This is a genomic window from Anaerococcus sp. (assembly GCF_030825785.1).
Lineage (GTDB): Bacteria > Bacillota > Clostridia > Tissierellales > Peptoniphilaceae > Anaerococcus.
The window spans coordinates 1-18,128 of record NZ_JAPJPG010000033.1 but is presented as its reverse complement, the minus strand read 5'-3'; the positions used below and the strand labels follow the sequence as shown (position 1 = coordinate 18,128).

The window sequence follows — 18,128 nt, the reverse complement described above, 5'->3', positions numbered from 1 at the left end:
CCCTGATTAAGAATTTGGTTGATTATTATTTACCAACACGATTTGACAAAGAGCCATTTTTTATCTTACTTACACAAGACCCATAAAGTATTCAACACTAATTGCAACTATTACAACTAATACTGATATAACAAATCCGTGAATCATTGGGTTAATTCCTGATTTTTTCATTTCATTGAATTTTGTATTAAGTCCAATTGCCGCAAGAGATGCTATCATTAAAAACTTGCTTACGTTTTTTAGTAGATCTGACATCTCTGGTCTAAATACTCCAGCTGAGTTTAGGCCAACCATTATCAAAAATCCTAGTATAAAATATGGTAGGATTGATGTGATGGATAGTTTATGACTTTCGCTTTTAAATACTTCTTTTCTCTTAATGCGATTATTAATTAGAGAGAATATAATCACAGTTGGAATTATAGAAAGGGTCCTAGTAAGCTTAACCATTACAGCGAAGTCTCCTGCCTTCTCAGAGAAAGCAAAACCAGCCGCTACGACGCTTGACGTATCATTTACAGCAGTTCCTGTCCAAAGGCCCTACCCATTATTGGGAAAAAGACTATCATTAGCATATCAAATAGAAATGTAGCACTCATAGCATAGGCTAGGTCAGTATCATCTGCATCTATTACTGGAGCTATTGCAGCTATTGCAGATCCTCCACAAATTCCTGTTCCAGCTGATATAAGATTACTCATCTTCCAATTTAGTCCCAAAGCCTTTCCTATAAAATGACCCAGACCAAAGCAGGTAGCTAAGGTAAAGACCATTACGTATATGGATAATCTACCTACATTTAGGACCATTTTTATATTTAAAGATGCTCCTAAAAGAATTATAGCAAATTTCAGAAGTCGTTTTGATGTAAACTTAATCCCATCTTTCAGTAGACCATCAGTATTTGTGTAATTATTTAAGGCCATCCCTATAAATAGAGCAATTACCGATCCTCCTATAATATGCATAGGCAATACATTTTCTATAAATTTCGCTATAATAGCAATAAAAATCGCCAGTGCAAATCCTGGTATTATTGATTTAACTTTTTCCAAATTTTCCTCCTTTAAATAATATTAGTATTATATCATATTTGTTCAAATTTAGGGTATAAATATAATATAAGGAAAATAAATTGGGAGGTAAATATGAAATGGAAAGATAGAAGACGATCCTCTAATGTCAATAGAGGATCCAGGGCTCCTATGGCTGTTGGTGGCGGCATTGGTGGTATCGTAATTATGCTAGTCTTATATTTTTTGGGAGTTGACCCTAGTGTAGTAACAAACGAAAATCAACAAGTAAATCAAAATACTCAAATAGAATCGAGTGAAGTCTCAAAGGAAAGGGAAACTCTAGAAGACTTCTTGTCAGTAATCCTCGCTGATACTGAAGACGTATGGCATGATAAGTTTGAGGAAAATGGAGGGACTTATCATGAAGCAAAAATGACCCTTTATCAAGATACAACTAAAACCGGTTGCGGTATAGCCCAATCTAGGATGGGACCTTTCTATTGTCCGGTAGATAAGACAGTATATTTTGACGTATCTTTCTACGATGATCTTAAAAATAGATTTGGAGGCGGAGGAGATTTTGCCCTAGCCTATGTACTTGCCCACGAGGTAGGTCACCACGTCCAAAATGAACTCGGTATTATAAAACAAACTAATGACTTAAGACAGAGATTATCAGAGACAGAATATAACAAGGTATCTGTAGCCCAGGAACTTCAAGCAGATTATTTCGCTGGTCTTTTTGCCTATTATGTAAAAGAGAAGGGCTATCTTGAAGAAGGAGATATAGAAGAGGCAATGAATTCTGCTTCAGCAATTGGAGATGATAGGATCCAGGAAATGGCTGGCCGTGATGTAGACGTTGATTCTTTCACCCACGGATCTAGCGCTCAAAGAAAAGAAGCCTTTGACTTAGGCTTTAAATATCACGACATAGATCATTCTATGAAGTTTTTTGAAGATTTGAATATGTATTGACAAACTATGAATAATCATCGTAGCATCCTTAGAAGCCTCTCTTAGAAATGTTTACCTCCCCTAGACCCTAGGCCAATTAGCCTTACCGGTCAGGAGAGGTATTGAAACTTTTCGCAGATGTTTTCTAAGGATCATGCTGCGATTTGTTTATTTAAAAGATCTCTTAAATTCTTAGTTATTTCTCTTTCTTGCTAGCAAATAAAGCACCAACTGATGCGAATAAACCTATAGCGTATCCCATTACTGAGGATACCCCAGTTTTTACATTTTCTCTGTTTTCTTTCTTTAGATTTTGCTTAGACTCTTTATTAATTTTTCTTTCATCTTTATTATTATTTTGATAATTCTTACTATTTTCGACTTCTTTTTTATCTAGTTCTTTAGTTTCTTTTACAATTTTTGCATCTGCAAATTCTACTTCACAAAGTCTAGTCTTTAGTACTTCTATTGCTTGGTCAACTTCTTCCCTACTTGCTAACTTATCATTTAAAACTGCCTTAGCTTTATCTACTGCTTCATTGTAGTTTTTAATATTAGACTCATCTTCAACTAAAGTTAAATTTTCCACTTTATCAATGAAGTTTTGGAGACTTTCTTTTCTTACGTTTTCTCCTTCAATGTGAGGATTATTTATAAAATCATTAGTTTTTTCAATTTTATATAAGTCAACAACCTTCCCACTTGCATCCATTGTTAAAATAGAGAAGGAGTTTTTACTGAAACTTAGATTTGAGAAAAGTTGGCTCCTGTCATCAAGACTTTTTGCTACAAACCAAGAGTCTTCTCCTATTGGATTGTAGAATTTTGCTCCAGCAGAACCTGCCATCGTTAGAAATAGGGTTCCTCTTGGATTCAATACTTTATTTCCGTCATAATCTAGGCCTATACCATCTACTATTACATTGCCATTTTTATAAATCTTGTTGTTGAAGGTCTCTGAATATCCGTCCTTAATCTTAGCATTCTCATTACTAGGATCAACTCCATAAGCATCTTCAAAACTTAAAGTCTTCTCACCAGCTAACATATGTTTACTTCTTGTATAGATATGATCGTGACCGTTAAGGACAATATCAATTCCATTATCATTAAAAATCTTAACTAGTTCTTTTCTTCTTTCTATTATATCAAGGTCAGAAGTATGAGTTGCTGTTGAGTATGGGGCATGATGGAAAGATACTACCTTCCAAGAGAATTTAGCATTTCTTTTACCTTCAGCTTCCTTAATTGCTTTTTCTATAAATTCTTTGTGTTCATTAGAATTTGTATTGTTAGAGTTTAAATTAATGAAAAGTGTATCGCCATATGTGTAGTAGTAATCTCCAGGAACATATGTCAAACTACCATCTTCGTTGTTTTTAGTAAAAGAGCCAAGTTCTGATACATTTGGCAAGTAGAAATGATCTCTGAATACGGTATTTTGTTGATTGTCGTCGTTTTTATCCATATATGTTTCATGGTTTCCAGTAACTGTAGAAAAGATTCTTTCCCTAAACATATCATGATCTAGGAAGCTATCGTATTCTCCCTCATATCCTGCAATCTCTACATTATCTCCCATAGAAAAGTAAAAATGTGGATCCATCTTCATAGCCCTATCTATTGCCTTAGCAAAGTCTATTTTATCTTGGTCTACCTTTGCCTGGGTGTTTTTATTTAAGCCCTTAGAATCCCAAACACTATCACCTGATCCAATTTGAGGATCCCCAAAGTAGGCTAAGGAAAATTCGTTGTTTTCGCCAAGAGCTTTGGTCTTTAATGTGTAAGTATCGCTAGTGTATGAAGGTGTTTTGATATAGTATGTGTATGTATTTCCTGCTAATATATCCAAGACAACAGTATGAGACATATATCCTTTAGAATCGCCTGTTTGATATACTCGTGAAGCTTTATAAGTTTTCCCATCAAAGACTAGATAACTTTGACTGCTCAAATCATTTCTTACAAAGTAAGTTATAGCGATTTGATTTTCATTATCTCCATTATTAACTACTATATCTTTGATTGGATCTGTATTTTCTCTAAGGTTGTTTCCTGCGTAAGCTCCATCCTTTTTACCATACTCTCCCTTAGTCTCTTCTAGCTTTTCTTTAACTTCAGAATCTATATTTGTAACATTTTTATCTTCTCCAAATGTATCTCTTTCAGTTTCTGTCGCCCTATTGAACTTATTAGTTCCATCAACTTCTCTAATATTTTTCTCATTTTTTTCAAATAATACTTCGTCATCTTCTGGTATGTCAGCCTTATAGTTGTTATAATCGTTGATAAAGTTAGATAGATCATCTATCTCTTCATCTGATAGGTTAGATACTTCAGTTATTTCATTTGTATTTGTTGTTAAATTTTCCTCATCTGCTCTAACATTTGTACAAAGGGCAGTTGATGAAATAGCACTTATCATCAAGGCAACAATTAGTTTATTGGATTTCATAATTCCTCCTTTATTATCTATACATATATTCTAGTATTCAAATATTATATAGATAATAAAGTTTTGTAAGAAATATGTTAAACTCCAAATCAAAAAACTTGCGCTAATTTAAAAGCACAAGTTATAATTAATCTTTATGTAAGCAAATCGGGCACAAGCCCCTGTATATCACTTCTACATTATCTATTTCGTATTCATTAAGCTCCTTTGGGTATTCTAAATCATCAACATCCAAATCTTCTATTAAGCCGCAAGACTCACAGATGAAATGGCCGTGATTAGTCTTTTTAAACTCATATCTCTTACTCGACATATTGAAATCAAGTTCCTTGACTAGTTTATGCTTAACCAATAGATTTAGGGTATTATATACCGTCGCCTGACTTATAACCGGATCCACTTTCTTTAAATCCTTATAGATTGTATCTGCCGTAGGATGGATAGGATGCATTATAAGATAATCCAATATCAGTAGCCTTTGGTGAGAAACTCTTATATTGTGCTTAGCCAAAAGCTCTCTGAGTTTGGGTAATCTTTGATTGTATTCTTCATTTCTCAACTCATTAATAATCTTTTCCACCATTTGCCTCTTTCTAATATTAGAATTATTCTATAATACTAATATACTTATGTTTTGCAAGTTGTCAAATAAAGCAAAAGAAAAGACCCTCACAGAGGGCCCTTTTACTTAAATAGATTAAGCAAGTTCTACTTCAGCGCCTGCTTCTTCTAGTTTAGCTTTTAGTTCTTCAGCTGCATCTTTAGCAACGCCTTCAGCTACTGCTTTTGGAGCTGCATCTACTAGTGCCTTAGCATCTTTTAGTCCAAGTCCAGCTGCATCTTTAACAACTTTGATTACGTTGATCTTAGCTGATCCTGCTGATTTAAGAATTACGTCGAATTCTGTTTTTTCAGCTGCTGCTGCTTCGCCTGCGCCAGCTGCTGCTGCTGGAGCTGCTGCTACTGCTGCTTGAGCTGTTACGTCAAATTCTTCTTCGATTGCTTTTACTAGGTCAGATAGTTCTAGTACTGTAAGTTCTTTGATTTCTTCTAATAGGTTTGTTACTTTTTCGCTTGCCATTATTATATTCTCCTTTAATATTTATATTTTATTATTCGCCTGCTTGTTCTTTTTTCTCACGTACTGCATCAAGAGCAAAGGCAATCTTTGCAACTGTGTTGTTAAGATCTCCTGCAAGTGTTCTAATTGGTGCTTGTAATACGTTAGCTAGCATTGAGTGAAGTGCTTCAGTTGTTGGTAATGTAGCAATAGCCATCATTTGTTCACCAGTTTGGAAGTTTCCTTCTACTACTCCTGCTTTAAGAACTAATTTTTCTTTTTCTTCATCGCCTTCTTTTGTATAGTCTACTGCTACTTTAGGTCCGTTAACTAAATCTTCATTTGAGAAGATTAGTGCGTTTGATCCTTTAAGTTCGTCTATGAGCTCATCATATCCTAACTCTTGGAAGGCAAATCTCATCATTGTGTTCTTGTAAACTTTGTATTCAGCATTTTTCTCTCTGAACTTGTTACGTAGGTCTGTAATTTCTTTTACATCCATACGATCAAATCCAACTAATGTTACTGATTGTGCGCTTTCGATTTTCTCTTTAATTTCCTTTACGACTTCTTGTTTAGCTGCTATAGCTTTCTCGCTCACTCTTTCACCTCCTATAGGCTTTGGTAGGTATAAAAAATCCCCACGTTAGGCAGATTAATCCTGCCTACATCGGTGGGGATGTAGATTCTTCTTCCCACCTATACGCAATAATTAAACATTTCTGTCTGCGTAGTCTTTGGTAGCCTGTTTATTTGACTTATTTATTATATCACAAAATAAATTTTTTGCAAATTTATTTTTCAACTAAATCCATAGCTCTTGCTGGAGATAATTTGATTCCAGGTCCCATAGTTGATGCAAGAGTAACTGATTTCATGTATTTACCCTTTGCAGCAGCTGGTCTTGCTTTTGCAACAGCTGTTAGTAAGCTTCTGATGTTCTCAGCTAGTTTTTCTTTTCCAAAAGATACTTTTCCTGTTGGTACATGAATAAGGTTAGCCTTGTCTGTTCTGTATTCTACCTTACCAGCTTTGATTTCTTCGATAGCTTTTTTAACATCTGGTGTAACAGTTCCAGTCTTTGGGTTTGGCATTAGACCTTGTGGTCCAAGTACTCTACCAAGTCTACCTACAACTGCCATCATGTCAGGGGTTGCTACTACAACGTCAAAGTCTAGCCATCCTTCATTTTGGATCTTAGCTGCTAGGTCTTCTCCACCTGCATAGTCAGCGCCTGCTGCTAATGCTTCGTCGATTCTGTCTTCTTTAACGAAAGCTAGAACCTTTTGAGTTTTACCAGTTCCGTGAGGAAGGATTACTGTTCCTCTTACTTGTTGGTCAGCGTGTCTGCTGTCTACTCCAAGTGAGAAATGTAATTCTACTGTTTCGTCAAACTTAGCGCTTGCTGTTTTTTCAATTATATCTAAAGCTTCGTCTAGTGTGTATTCTTTTGCTGAATCGAAAGATTTTTTCGCTTCAATATATCTTTTTCCTCTTTTAGCCATTTAATTCCTCCTGTGGTCTACGATTTATATCTCCCACTAATCTTCTACAGTAACTCCCATACTTCTTGCTGTTCCAGCTATCATGCTTACAGCTGCTTCTAAGCTAGCTGCGTTAAGATCTTGCATTTTTGTCTTTGCAATTTCTTCAAGTTGGCTTCTCTTGATTGAACCAACCTTGTTCTTGTTTGGTTCTCCTGAACCTTTTTGAAGATTGATAGCTTTTTTGATTAATACTGGTGCTGGTGGTGTTTTTGTAATAAAGTCAAATGTCCTATCCGCATAAATAGTCATTTCTACCGGTATTATCATTCCAGCTTGGTCTGCTGTCTTTGAATTAAATGCTTGCACGAATTCCATGATGTTGATTCCGTGTGGTCCGAGTGCTGTACCTACTGGTGGTGCTGGAGATGCAGCTCCTGCTGGTACTTGTAATTTAACTAATGCTTTTACTTCTTTATCTGCCATTTTTACCTCCTTGTGGTTTTTGCGGGCAAAGCCCTCCCACTAACTTCGACAGTTACTAAATAATTTCGATATCTGTAAAATCTAGATCTATAAGAGTATCTCTACCAAACATATCTACAAAAGCTTTGATAGATCCTTTTTCCTTATCAACTTCTTCAACCTTGGCTACGAATCCTTCAAATGGACCGCTTATGATATTTACATCATCGCCAACATTGACATTGATATTTAGTATTGGTGCCTCATCTTTTACTCCGAACTTTCTAACTTCTGCTGGAGTTAGGGCAACTGGTTTTCCATCTGGTCCTACAAAGCCTGTAACACCTTGGGTATTTCTAATGATATACCAGCTTTTGTTGGTGATATTCATCTTAACCATTACATATCCTGGAAAAAGCTTTCTAGTTTTTACCTTTTTAGTATCATTTTTTACTTCAACATACTCTTCTGTTGGTACAGTTACTTCTAAGATATCAGGGTTTTGTTCATTGTCAATCATCATTTGAATCTTGTCATTGACTCTGTTTTCATAGCCTGTGTAGGTATGAACTACATACCATCTGGCATTTTCCTTGATAGCTTCTAAGTCCCTATCCTTAGATTCTTCTGTTGAAATTTCTTTATCTTCTGATAAATTTTCTTCTTCTTTGTTTTCTGAGAAATCGTAAGAATCTGTCATTTCACACCTACATTATAGTTTGAAGTAGGAATTGGAATACTTGATCAAGTAGCCAAATTGCCAAAGCTGTTACAGCTGAGATTGCAATTACTATCCAAGAATACTCAAATGCGGTCTTCTTTGTTGGCCATTGAATCTTCTTAAATTCTCTTGATACACCAGAAAAGAAAGAATCCTTTTTCTTAGCCATATTTGCTCCTACTTTGTTTCTCTGTGAACAGTGTGTTTTTTACAGAATGGGCAATATTTTTTTAGCTCTAATCTTTCGCTATGATGTTTTTTGTTTTTTGTTGTATCATAGTTTCTGTTTTTGCATTCTGTACATTCCATTTTTACTTTATCTGCCATAAAACACCTCCTATTAATTTATACGGATACTTCCATACAAGGTATGATAGTACCACCTTTAGACGGTTTTGTCAAAGATTTTTATTGGTTTTGTGAGAGTTTTTCATAGAATTTTTTCCTTCTTTCTATAAGAAACTTTCTTATATCATCTAAGTCATGGTTGGAAAAGATCTGGTCCTCATAATCTAATAGGATATCTTCTATATCCTCTAGCTCAAAAACTCCCCCATCATACATATTTCCTAGAAGATTTTCATCCTTATCATAGTAGACCTTGGGAGGATAATCTATAAGCTTTGAGGTATCCACGGCTATGAAAGACTCTCTTGCATAAACTTTATTTCCAACGACGAGAACAGCTTCCTTTATATCTATTTCTCTTCCCGTCCTAAAATCCTTCATTATATACTTAGACCCAAATCTTTAATTTTTTCTACAATTTCGTTAACAGCTTCTTCTGCACTTTTTTCTGTTTCAGCCTCAACCATAACTCTGATAAGGGGTTCAGTTCCGCTTTTTCTAACTAAGACCCTACCGCTGTCTTGTAATTTTTCCTCTACTTCTTCTATTTTCGCTTGAACTTCTTTGTTCCCTAGGGTTTCTTCCTTATCATTTACCTTCACATTGACAAGCTTTTGTGGATAGATTTTCAAGTCTCTTCTTAGGCTTGCAATATCTGTTTTTTCTTCAATCATAGCTTCCATTAGCTTAAGAGATGTTAGGATTCCATCACCAGTGTTGGCAAACTTCTTATAAATGATATGACCAGATTGCTCACCACCTAGTTCATAACCATTTTCATCCATACAGGCATGAACGTATTTATCACCTACATCAGTTTTTACATAGTCGATTCCTAACTCGTCAAAGGCCTTGTATAATCCGATATTACTCATCACTGTAGTTACAACAGTATTGGAGTTTAAAGAGCCTTCTTTTTTCATGTGTTTAGCAGATATATAAAGGATGGAATCTCCATCGATTACTTCCCCCTTATTATCAACTGCTATACATCTATCAGCATCTCCATCAAAGGCAAAACCAATATCAAGATTATTTTCTATTACAAATTTTTGGAGATTTTCTATATGGGTTGATCCTGCGTCCTTGTTGATATTATATCCATTTGGATCAGCATTTATCACAAAGGTATCTGCTCCTAGGGCATCATAGACAGGTTTTGCTATAGTAAAGCTTGCTCCGTTTGCACAGTCAAGTCCCACCTTGATTCCCTCAAAAGATCTAGTTACTGTTTGGATAAGATAAGCAATATATCTATTTCTTCCTCCGATAAAGTCAACAGTTCTTCCTATATTTTCATCAGTGGCAAGGTCGATGTCTTCGATATCACTATCTATATATTTTTCTAACTCTTCTAGGAAAGAGTCTTCCATCTTCTCTCCTTCCCTGTTGATAATCTTGATACCATTGTCATAGTAAGGGTTGTGGCTTGCTGTTATCATTATTCCACAATCAAAGTCTTCTGTCTTTGTAATATAAGAAACAGAAGGAGTAGGTGTTACGTGCATGAGGTGGGCGTTTGAGCCTGATGAAGTGATTCCTGCAGAAAGAGCAGCCTCATACATATAAGAACTTCTCCTTGTATCCTTACCTATAAGGATTTTTCCATTTCCATTTTTATTTTTTGAGAAGTAATCTCCAATAAATCTTCCTATTTTAAAAGCATGATATACATTAAGGGTCTTGTTAGCTTCTCCCCTAAATCCATCTGTACCAAAATATTTCATATATGTCTCCTTTATCTACTTTGAGTAAATTCTTCCTAAATATTATACCCTTTCAATAAATAAGAAAAAATTTGGGTAGTTATTATATAAGGAGGAATAGATGAGTTTTAAGAATTTGAATAATGAAAAATTGTATATAAATGGAGAATATATAGAAAGCAAGTCCAATAAATGGATTGAAGTAGAAAATCCTGCAACAGGAGAAATAATAGGAAAAGTACCTAAGGCAACTGATAGGGAGATAAATCTTGCATGTGAGTCTGCCTATAAGGCCTTTGAGGAATTTTCCAAGACTAGCCTTGATGAGAGAATTTCTTATATAGAAAAGTTTAAGAACTGGCTAGTAGATCATGAGGAAGAAATAATGGATACAATCCTTAAAGAGCTTGGAGTTCCTATAAAAATTTCTAAGCCTGGTCAGTTCGATAAGCAAATCCAAAGGATAGATACCTTTATCGACCAAGCAAGATTAATAGATTACAAGATTGAAATGAATGGAGGCTTCGTAAGGATGGAGCCAATCGGAGTTGTAGCAAGCCTTACTCCTTGGAATTATCCTTTAGGTCAAATCATAATGAAGGTAATTCCTGCAATACTAATGGCTTGCCCTGTAGTAGAAAAGCCAGCCTCAGATACACCTCTTACAGCGTATTTCGTCGCCAAGGCCTTTGATGAGATAGGTCTTCCTAAGGGAGTCTTCAATCTCATAACAGGATCTGGTTCCGAAGTTGGAGATATATTAAACACAAATCCTAATGTAGCTATGGTATCCTACACGGGAAGCCTTGCCGGTGGATCAGCTTCTGCCAAAAATGCCATGGATACTGCAAAGAAAGTTGTCCTAGAGCTTGGTGGAAAATCTCCAGCAGTTTTCGTTAAAGGATGCAGTAAGGAAGACGGGGTCAAGCAAGTCCTCGACAGGGTCTATCTAAATGTAGGTCAAACCTGCTCTTGCCTATCCAGAGCAATCATTACCGAAGATATCTACGACGAAGTTCTAGAAGAATTTCTAAGGCAATATGATAATTACCCAGTTGGAAATCCAGATGATAAGGCCACTGTTGTAGGCACACTTTCAAGTAAGAAACAATTCGACAAAGTTAAATCCTACATCGAAGAAGGTATCAAAGAAGGTGCCAAGCTTATAAGAGGAGAAGTTCCTAGTGAAAGTGAAGTGGGTTATTATGTAAAACCTGCTATATTTAATGATGTCAAGCCAGGTATGAAAATCCACGATGAAGAAATCTTTGGACCGGTTCTATCTATAATTAAGGTTAAGGATAAGAAGGAAGCAATCGAAGTTGCCAATGCAGTAGACTTCGGCCTATCTTCGGCAGTTTTTGGCGATGAAAAGGAAGCTTTAGATATAGCATATGAAATAAAGGCTGGAGATGTCTATGTTAACTCCTTTGGAGGTAGCTCAGAACTCCCATTTGGAGGATACAAGCAATCCGGAATCGGCAGAGAAGGAGGAAGATTTGGCCTAATGGAATATCTAGAGCCAAAGTCAATCCACACAGCTTAGTTAACAAGAGAGGGTTTCATCCCTCTTTTTTATTTGCTATAATTAATATATGAAGAAATTAGATTATTTACCAAGGACAAATATTAAAATGATACATGTCGATAGGTCTTACTCCTTTGGAGTGGACTCCATAATACTGGGAGATTTCGCCAAAATGAGGAAGGATAAAGTAGCTCTTGACATAGGAGCAGGATCTGGCGTCCTTTCTTTTCTCACAAACTCCCTCTATGAGCTTAAGAAGGTCTATGCAGTCGAGATTCAAAAGAAAAAGGCTGATTTACTTAGAGAAAATATTGCCTTAAATAATATAGAAAATATAGAGCTTATAAACGATAACCTAAACAATATCAATTTTGAGGAAAATTTTCTCGATTATATAATAACCAACCCACCCTACTATAAAATCACCGACAATATAGGAAATAAGGAAGAGGAATTTCTTATATCTAGGCAGGAAAAATACTTGAAGCTAGAAGATATATTCGCCTTTGCCAACAAGACCCTCAAGGATAAGGGCAAGCTATTTATGATTCATAAGCCTGAGAGGATGGTCGAGATTTTCAATAAGTCGGGCAATCTCAAGCCTAAGAGAGTCCGATTTGTAGAATCAAGAGTCTACGAAAAACCGCAGTTTATCCTGATAGAATTTGTAAAAAATGCAAGAGATGGGCTAAAGATAGAAGATCCTTTAATTATCTATGAAGGAAAAACCTACTCAAAAAAGATGAAAGAGATAAATGATCTAGACTAAGGAGGTCTTATGGATTATCAAATATATTTTGTACCAACACCAATCGGCAACCTAGAAGATATGACAATTAGAGCTATTAACGTCCTTAAAGAAGTCGACGTGATAGCTTGTGAAGACACTAGAGAATCTAGAAAGCTTTTAAATTACTACGATATAGATAAGAAACTTACCTCCTACCATAAGTTTAACGAATCATCTAAGTCTATCGATATAATCGAAAATATAAAAGATGGAAAAACCTACGCAGTAATAACTGACCAAGGCATGCCAGGTATATCTGATCCCGGCCACATCCTCATCAAAAAATGTATAGAAGAAGAAATAACATACACTATCCTTCCTGGAGCAAGTGCCATAATCACAGCCCTAGTAGGATCAGGCCTAGACAATGACAAGTTTTCCTATTATGGTTTTATACCGAAAAAGTCAGCAGATAAAAAAGTATTTTATGAGAATCTAAAAACTGAGGAAAAAACCTCTATTATCCTGGATACTCCCCATAATTTTGAAAATACCCTAGCTGATTTTAAAAAACTTTTCCCTAAGAGGAGACTTGCTATCGCAAGAGAACTTACTAAGAAATTCGAAGAATATAGGCAAAGCCTAATAGCTGATATAAATACAGAAGATGTGACCTTGAAGGGAGAATTTGTCCTAATCCTTGAAGGATGCGAAAAAAAAGAAGAATCAGTCGAAGCCTACAAGGATAAAATATTAAAATCTCTAGATGAAGGCAAGCGCACCAAGGAGATCGTAAAAGAAATCAAGAAAAAATCAAATCTTGGCAAAAACGAAATCTACGATTATGTATTGGAGCTTAGCAAATGAGAAGAAAAGATAGACAAAGGGATAGGCTCTTCGCCCAAAAAATAATAGATAAAGCAAGCTTCGGTGTAATGACTGTCGGTAAAAGCGGCTACTCTATTCCCCTTACATTTGTACGAGACGGTGATTATCTTTACTTTCATGGAGCAAAAATAGGACTTAAAAATAGCCTCCTAGAAAAAGAAGCTAATGTAAGGATAGTCTTTGTAGGAGATAATTACTTGCCCGATCCAATTAGCCATGAGGAGATTATGGAAAACCATAAAAAGCTCGCCAAGCTTTTTACCTTAAAATACGAATCTGCAATAGTAGAGGGGACTTGCTCTTTAATAGAAGATAAAAAAGAAAGGGACCTTGCCCTTACTCTTATATGTAAGAAATTCTATCCAGATCTTGATGAGTATATAAAAATGGCAGTTGATATGAATGGGGATTTAACATCTTCTTATAAGATAGAAATAAAGAAAATTTGCGGAAAATCAAATATAAATTAGGGGACTTTCGTCCCCTTTTGAATTATAAAATATTCATAAGCTCATCTATAGAATTAATCTTATAGGTTGCTTTCTCGCTTTCATGGGCTTTTCCATAACCGTAGCTTGCAAAGACGGTTTTTTGATTGTTCTCAAAGCCTGCCATTATATCCTCATACCTATCTCCTACCATGATATAATCGCTTTTGACATTTTCTCTTAGAATCCTATACTTATCTATAAAATCAAAGTCTTCACCTACTAGATATTTGGAGAAGTAATCGTCTAGCTTATAGACTCTTCTCGCCTCATCCATATAGGCTCTTAGGCACTTACTTAGGATGTATAAGTCGTATTTTCCTTTTAGATAGTTAAGAGTTTTATAAGAGTTTTCGTAAAGTGCCCCAGTTTTTGATAAGTTTTCTCTAATTCTTTTGCCATTTAGCTCTATCAGGTGGTCCTTGTTTGAATCATCCTTTAGAATATCATCCCAGCAGGCCTTTGGGCTCATGCCTATATATTTCTTGTAGTCAACACTTTTGGGGTCGATCCCAAGCTCTCTTAAGGTTGTGTAGAGAGCCTCTTTGTAGACTAATTCAGTCTTGTGAATGGTTCCATCAAAGTCAAAGATGACTATCATAAGATATCCATTAGATTTGCCATCTCGATTGCTGCAAGAGCTGCTTCGCTTCCCTTATTGCCTGCCTTAACACCAGATCTTTGGAGGGCTTGGTCTATGGTATCTGCTGTAATTACTCCAAATATTACCGGCTTATCACTTTCAAGACTAACATTGGCAACTCCCTTCGATACTTCTGCACAAACATAGTCAAAGTGAGGAGTATCTCCACGGATAACCGCTCCAAGGCAGATTACTGCATCGTATTCGTCCTTTTTGGCAAGTTTTTTGGCAACTAGAGGAATCTCGAAGGCTCCTGGAACCCTAATTAAATCGATGTTTTCTTCCTTAGTATCGTGTCTTTTCAAGGTGTCAAGACAACCTTCAACCAGCCTATCTGTTACAAAATGGTTGAATCTTGCAACCAATACTGCATATTTTTTGTCATTTGAAATTAAATTAGCACTAAACTCACGCATTTTCTCTCTCCTTAAATTCTTCTAGTTCGTGACCCATTCTCAAAGCCTTTATTTCTAGATATTTCCTATCTGTTTCGTTTGATTTTATCTCTATAGGGCATCTGGACTCTACTTTTATTCCGTATTCTTCTAGTTGATTTATTTTATCAGGGTTGTTTGTCATAAGCTTAACTGATTTTACCCCAAGCCTATCGAGCATTTCTGAAGCGATCTTATAGTCTCTCATATCTTCAGGAAATCCTAGTTTAAGATTAGCATCTACTGTATCGTAGCCGTGCTCTTGAAGCTCGTAAGCCTTAAGCTTGTTAAATAGTCCTATGCCTCTACCCTCTTGTCTTAGGTAAAGAAGGACACCTTCGCCATTTTCTTCTATATTTCTTAGGGCCTTGTGAAGCTGGCTACCACAGTCACATCTTCTTGAGCCTAGAACATCTCCTGTTAGGCATTCAGAGTGAATTCTTGTGAGAACGCCGCTCTTTTTGATATCTCCCTTGGTGATTGCTATATGCTCTTTGCCAGTTTTTCTATCAAGGAATCCATAAGCCTTGAAGCTTCCGTATTCACTAGGAAGATTTACAGGATTAGTTGATATTACATCTACTTCTAGGCTCTTCCTATACTCCTTAATCTCACTAACTGTTGTCACCTTTAGATTTAGTTTCTCGGCAAGTTTTAGGAGGTCATCTCCCCTCATCATATGGCCATCATCTGCCATAATCTCACAACAAAGCCCTACTTCTTTAAGTCCTGCAAGTCTTAAAAGATCAACTGTCGCTTCTGTATGACCGTCCCTTTCGAGGACTCCTCCGTCTTTGGCAACTAGGGGAAATACATGGCCTGGTCTTCTAAAGTCACAAGCCTCAGAGTCTTCAGATGCAAGAGCTCTTATTGTATCGGCTCTTTCAAATGCTGATATTCCTGTACTTGTGTCTACATGGTCTACTGAAACAGTAAAGGCTGTTTCGTGATTGTCTGTGTTTTGAACAACCATAGGATTTAGAGAAAGTCTTTGGGATACTTCCTTACCAATAGGAGTACATATAAGTCCCTTTGCATAAGTTGCCATGATATTTATCATCTCTCCTGTGACATTTTCTCCAGCACAGATCATATCACCTTCATTTTCCCTATCCTCGTCGTCAGTAACTAGGATTATTTCGTTTCTTTTAAGTGCTTCTAAGGCTTCTTTAACTCTATTCATCTATAATAGACCCAAAAGTGAGTCTCTATCCTCCTTTTTTTCGCTTCTATTTAACTTTTCAACTATCCTTGATAGGATATCAGTTTCTAGATTTACTAAATCTCCAGCCCTTCTATTTTTAAGATTCGTCCTAATGAGGGTCTCTGGTATAAGTGAAACTTCAAATATATCGTCTTGTTCGTAAGATACTGTAAGAGATATGCCATCAATGGCGATAGATCCCTTGTTTACGATATATTTTCCAATTTCTCTAGTAGTTTTAAATCTATAGACGTTTTTATTAATCGAAATAAGTCTTCCTACTCCATCCACATGACCTTGGACTATGTGACCGTCTAGTCTATCAGAAAATCTTAGAGCTCTTTCGAGATTGACCTCCTTTCCCAGAAGACTCCTATCAAACTTAGTCTTCTTAAGAGATTCATTCATTATATCGGCCTTGTAGTAGGAATCCGTCATCTCAGTAACTGTAAGGCAAACCCCGTCAGTCATTATCGAATCACCTAGCCTTGTATCTTCAAGTACCCTAAGGCAAGAAATTTTAATTTCGACTGTATCCGATTTTTGCTTAAATTCCTTAACTACGCCCAATTCTTCAGCTATTCCTGTAAACATTATTTACCTCAAACATTACATCAGATCCAAATCTTTTGATATCATCAATAGAAAATCTCTTTGAATCTTTTATGAATCTCGCCCCTTCTCCTATAAAGGCAGACCTTGAATCCACACCGGATACGATTATTGGAGCCATAAACTGATAGATTTTATCTACTAGGTCTTCTTCTAGGAAGGAGTTATTTACGACAGATCCTCCTTCTACAAGAACTGATCCGATATTTCTCTCGTAAAGGATTCTTAACATATCTTTAAGATCAACTCTGCCATCTTTTTCCTTAAATCTTATAATTTCTGCATTTATATCTATATCTTTATTAGAAATTGTTGCAATATAAGTTTTTTTATCCAAATTTTCCTTAAAGACTTCGTAATCTTTATCTATGTCAAGCTTATCAGAAAGGATAATTCTATATGGATTAACCCCTCCTTCAATCCTTGAAGTAAGCCTTGGATTATCCTGCCTTAGGGTGTTTGCTCCAACTAAGATTGCGTCATACTCGCTTCTAAGTTTGTGGACATAGGCCCTAGATTCTTCATTTGTAATCCACATAGAATCAAAAGATCCTGTGGCGATTTTCCCATCCAGGCTTTGAGCATATTTTAAAGTTACTAGAGGTCTATTATTTTCCATATTGAAGAAAAACTTCTCATTTAATTTCCTTCCTTCATCCTCTAGGACTCCAGTAATGACCTCAATACCAGCTTTTCTTAATTTGCTAAGACCGTCCACCTTAGGATTTGTATCAAGATTTGCGATAACAACCCTTTTTACCTTTCTTCTTATGACTTCATCAACACAAGGAGGATGCTTGCCAAAGTGAGAGCAAGGCTCAAGGTTTACTATAAGAGTAGCGCCTTCTGCGCTTTCCTTAAGATTATTAAAGCAATCGATTTCTGCATGATCATCGTAAAAGCTTTTATGATAGCCTTTCGCTATTATTTGACCGTTTTTTATAAGAATTGCTCCAACCATAGGATTTATCAAAACCTTTCCACTTCCCTTGCGAGCTAGGTCGAAACATTCTCTCATTAAGTTATCATAATTCATTCCTTCTCCTTTTGGAGACTAAAAAAAGCCCCCTTTCAGGGACTTCGAATTTATAAATATGCAAAATAAGCATAGAAAAACTCTTCTTTCATCCAGACTATACTGTCGGTATCGGAATTTCACCGATTCGGCTTTCGCTCGCAGACTTTACTGCCGGTGGAGACTTGCACTCCGCCCTGAAGATTAAATTTATTATTAACTCAATATTAGTATAAGCCATTGTAGAAGTTTTGTCAAGAGTTTTTTGAATTTTTATGTAATATTTTAGGAAAACTTGTATTTATAAATGTTTTCCATGAAATAAATTCTAATAATAATGGCTCTTTGTCAAATCGTGTTGGTAAATAATAATC

General features: G+C 35.9%; 21 protein-coding genes, 1 pseudogene and 1 riboswitch. Of the genes and pseudogenes, 5 read left to right on the top strand and 17 right to left on the bottom strand.

The window, feature by feature from the left end:
• Window positions 1-69: 69 nt before the first annotated feature.
• Window positions 70-974, bottom strand: a pseudogene (locus RCH56_RS05695) (YeiH family protein).
• A gap of 174 nt (window positions 975-1,148) precedes the next feature.
• Between RCH56_RS05695 and RCH56_RS05690 the strand changes: the two are divergent.
• Entirely contained in the window at window positions 1,149-1,994 is an 846-nt protein-coding gene (locus RCH56_RS05690) for a neutral zinc metallopeptidase (protein ID WP_306484020.1), read from the top strand.
• A gap of 175 nt (window positions 1,995-2,169) precedes the next feature.
• On the opposite strand, the gene RCH56_RS05685 is transcribed toward RCH56_RS05690, so the two are convergent.
• The 11 genes from RCH56_RS05685 to glmM form a co-directional block, all read right to left on the bottom strand.
• Window positions 2,170-4,428: a metallophosphoesterase gene (locus RCH56_RS05685; protein WP_306484019.1), complete on the bottom strand. Its 2,259-nt coding sequence runs from the start codon at window positions 4,426-4,428 to the stop codon at window positions 2,170-2,172.
• A gap of 127 nt (window positions 4,429-4,555) precedes the next feature.
• Entirely contained in the window at window positions 4,556-5,008 is a 453-nt protein-coding gene (locus tag RCH56_RS05680) for a Fur family transcriptional regulator (RefSeq protein ID WP_306484021.1), read from the bottom strand.
• 117 nt (window positions 5,009-5,125) lie between these two features.
• Window positions 5,126-5,509 carry a 50S ribosomal protein L7/L12 gene (gene rplL / locus RCH56_RS05675; protein WP_015778072.1) on the bottom strand — a complete coding sequence of 128 codons (384 nt, stop codon included), beginning with the start codon at window positions 5,507-5,509 and terminating at the stop codon, window positions 5,126-5,128.
• Between the two features lie 31 nt (window positions 5,510-5,540).
• Window positions 5,541-6,089 (bottom strand): 50S ribosomal protein L10, encoded by a 549-nt coding sequence (gene rplJ / locus RCH56_RS05670; RefSeq protein WP_306484018.1) that lies wholly within the window; start codon window positions 6,087-6,089, stop codon window positions 5,541-5,543.
• A 193-nt stretch (window positions 6,090-6,282) separates the two neighbouring features.
• Entirely contained in the window at window positions 6,283-6,993 is a 711-nt protein-coding gene (gene rplA, locus RCH56_RS05665) for a 50S ribosomal protein L1 (protein WP_015778074.1), read from the bottom strand.
• Between the two features lie 36 nt (window positions 6,994-7,029).
• A complete protein-coding gene (rplK, locus tag RCH56_RS05660) occupies window positions 7,030-7,458 on the bottom strand; it encodes a 50S ribosomal protein L11 (RefSeq protein WP_015778075.1) in 429 nt (142 codons plus the stop codon).
• Between the two features lie 55 nt (window positions 7,459-7,513).
• Window positions 7,514-8,137, bottom strand: coding sequence for a transcription termination/antitermination protein NusG (nusG, locus tag RCH56_RS05655; protein ID WP_306484017.1), 624 nt, complete (start codon window positions 8,135-8,137; stop codon window positions 7,514-7,516).
• A gap of 7 nt (window positions 8,138-8,144) precedes the next feature.
• Complete coding sequence (secE, locus tag RCH56_RS05650; protein WP_015778077.1) at window positions 8,145-8,327, bottom strand: preprotein translocase subunit SecE; 183 nt, start codon at window positions 8,325-8,327, stop codon at window positions 8,145-8,147.
• Between the two features lie 8 nt (window positions 8,328-8,335).
• Entirely contained in the window at window positions 8,336-8,485 is a 150-nt protein-coding gene (gene rpmG, locus RCH56_RS05645) for a 50S ribosomal protein L33 (RefSeq protein ID WP_004836270.1), read from the bottom strand.
• 81 nt (window positions 8,486-8,566) lie between these two features.
• Window positions 8,567-8,887 (bottom strand): aspartate 1-decarboxylase (aspartate alpha-decarboxylase), encoded by a 321-nt coding sequence (locus RCH56_RS05640; RefSeq protein WP_306484016.1) that lies wholly within the window; start codon window positions 8,885-8,887, stop codon window positions 8,567-8,569.
• A complete protein-coding gene (glmM, locus tag RCH56_RS05635) occupies window positions 8,887-10,233 on the bottom strand; it encodes a phosphoglucosamine mutase (protein ID WP_306484015.1) in 1,347 nt (448 codons plus the stop codon). Before glmM ends, RCH56_RS05640 begins: the two co-directional genes overlap by 1 nt.
• Window positions 10,234-10,333: 100 nt before the next feature.
• Between glmM and RCH56_RS05630 the strand changes: the two genes are divergently transcribed.
• From RCH56_RS05630 to RCH56_RS05615, 4 genes are read left to right on the top strand one after another with little or no spacing between them, the layout of a single operon-like run.
• Window positions 10,334-11,758: an aldehyde dehydrogenase family protein gene (locus RCH56_RS05630; RefSeq protein WP_306484014.1), complete on the top strand. Its 1,425-nt coding sequence runs from the start codon at window positions 10,334-10,336 to the stop codon at window positions 11,756-11,758.
• Window positions 11,759-11,807: 49 nt separating this feature from the next.
• Window positions 11,808-12,509, top strand: coding sequence for a tRNA1(Val) (adenine(37)-N6)-methyltransferase (locus RCH56_RS05625; RefSeq protein ID WP_306484013.1), 702 nt, complete (start codon window positions 11,808-11,810; stop codon window positions 12,507-12,509).
• 9 nt (window positions 12,510-12,518) lie between these two features.
• On the top strand, window positions 12,519-13,337 hold the full coding sequence (gene rsmI, locus RCH56_RS05620) for a 16S rRNA (cytidine(1402)-2'-O)-methyltransferase (RefSeq protein WP_306484012.1): 819 nt from the start codon (window positions 12,519-12,521) through the stop codon (window positions 13,335-13,337).
• Complete coding sequence (locus tag RCH56_RS05615; protein ID WP_306484011.1) at window positions 13,334-13,828, top strand: pyridoxamine 5'-phosphate oxidase family protein; 495 nt, start codon at window positions 13,334-13,336, stop codon at window positions 13,826-13,828. Before rsmI ends, RCH56_RS05615 begins: the two co-directional genes overlap by 4 nt.
• 22 nt (window positions 13,829-13,850) lie before the next feature.
• On the opposite strand, the gene RCH56_RS05610 is transcribed toward RCH56_RS05615, so the two are convergent.
• The 5 genes from RCH56_RS05610 to ribD are packed head-to-tail and all read right to left on the bottom strand — an operon-like array spanning window position 13,851 to window position 17,775.
• A complete protein-coding gene (locus tag RCH56_RS05610; RefSeq protein ID WP_306484010.1) occupies window positions 13,851-14,447 on the bottom strand; it encodes an HAD family hydrolase in 597 nt (198 codons plus the stop codon).
• Window positions 14,444-14,905 carry a 6,7-dimethyl-8-ribityllumazine synthase gene (gene ribE / locus RCH56_RS05605; protein WP_306484009.1) on the bottom strand — a complete coding sequence of 154 codons (462 nt, stop codon included), beginning with the start codon at window positions 14,903-14,905 and terminating at the stop codon, window positions 14,444-14,446. Before ribE ends, RCH56_RS05610 begins: the two co-directional genes overlap by 4 nt.
• Window positions 14,898-16,106, bottom strand: coding sequence for a GTP cyclohydrolase II (gene ribA, locus RCH56_RS05600; protein ID WP_306484008.1), 1,209 nt, complete (start codon window positions 16,104-16,106; stop codon window positions 14,898-14,900). The genes ribE and ribA overlap by 8 nt, the downstream gene beginning before the upstream one ends.
• A complete protein-coding gene (locus tag RCH56_RS05595; protein WP_306484007.1) occupies window positions 16,107-16,721 on the bottom strand; it encodes a riboflavin synthase in 615 nt (204 codons plus the stop codon).
• The gene (gene ribD, locus RCH56_RS05590) at window positions 16,702-17,775 is read right to left on the bottom strand and encodes a bifunctional diaminohydroxyphosphoribosylaminopyrimidine deaminase/5-amino-6-(5-phosphoribosylamino)uracil reductase RibD (protein ID WP_306484006.1); all 1,074 of its coding nucleotides are present in this window, start codon (window positions 17,773-17,775) and stop codon (window positions 16,702-16,704) included. Before ribD ends, RCH56_RS05595 begins: the two co-directional genes overlap by 20 nt.
• A gap of 76 nt (window positions 17,776-17,851) precedes the next feature.
• Window positions 17,852-17,963, bottom strand: a riboswitch (FMN riboswitch).
• Window positions 17,964-18,128 lie beyond the last annotated feature (165 nt).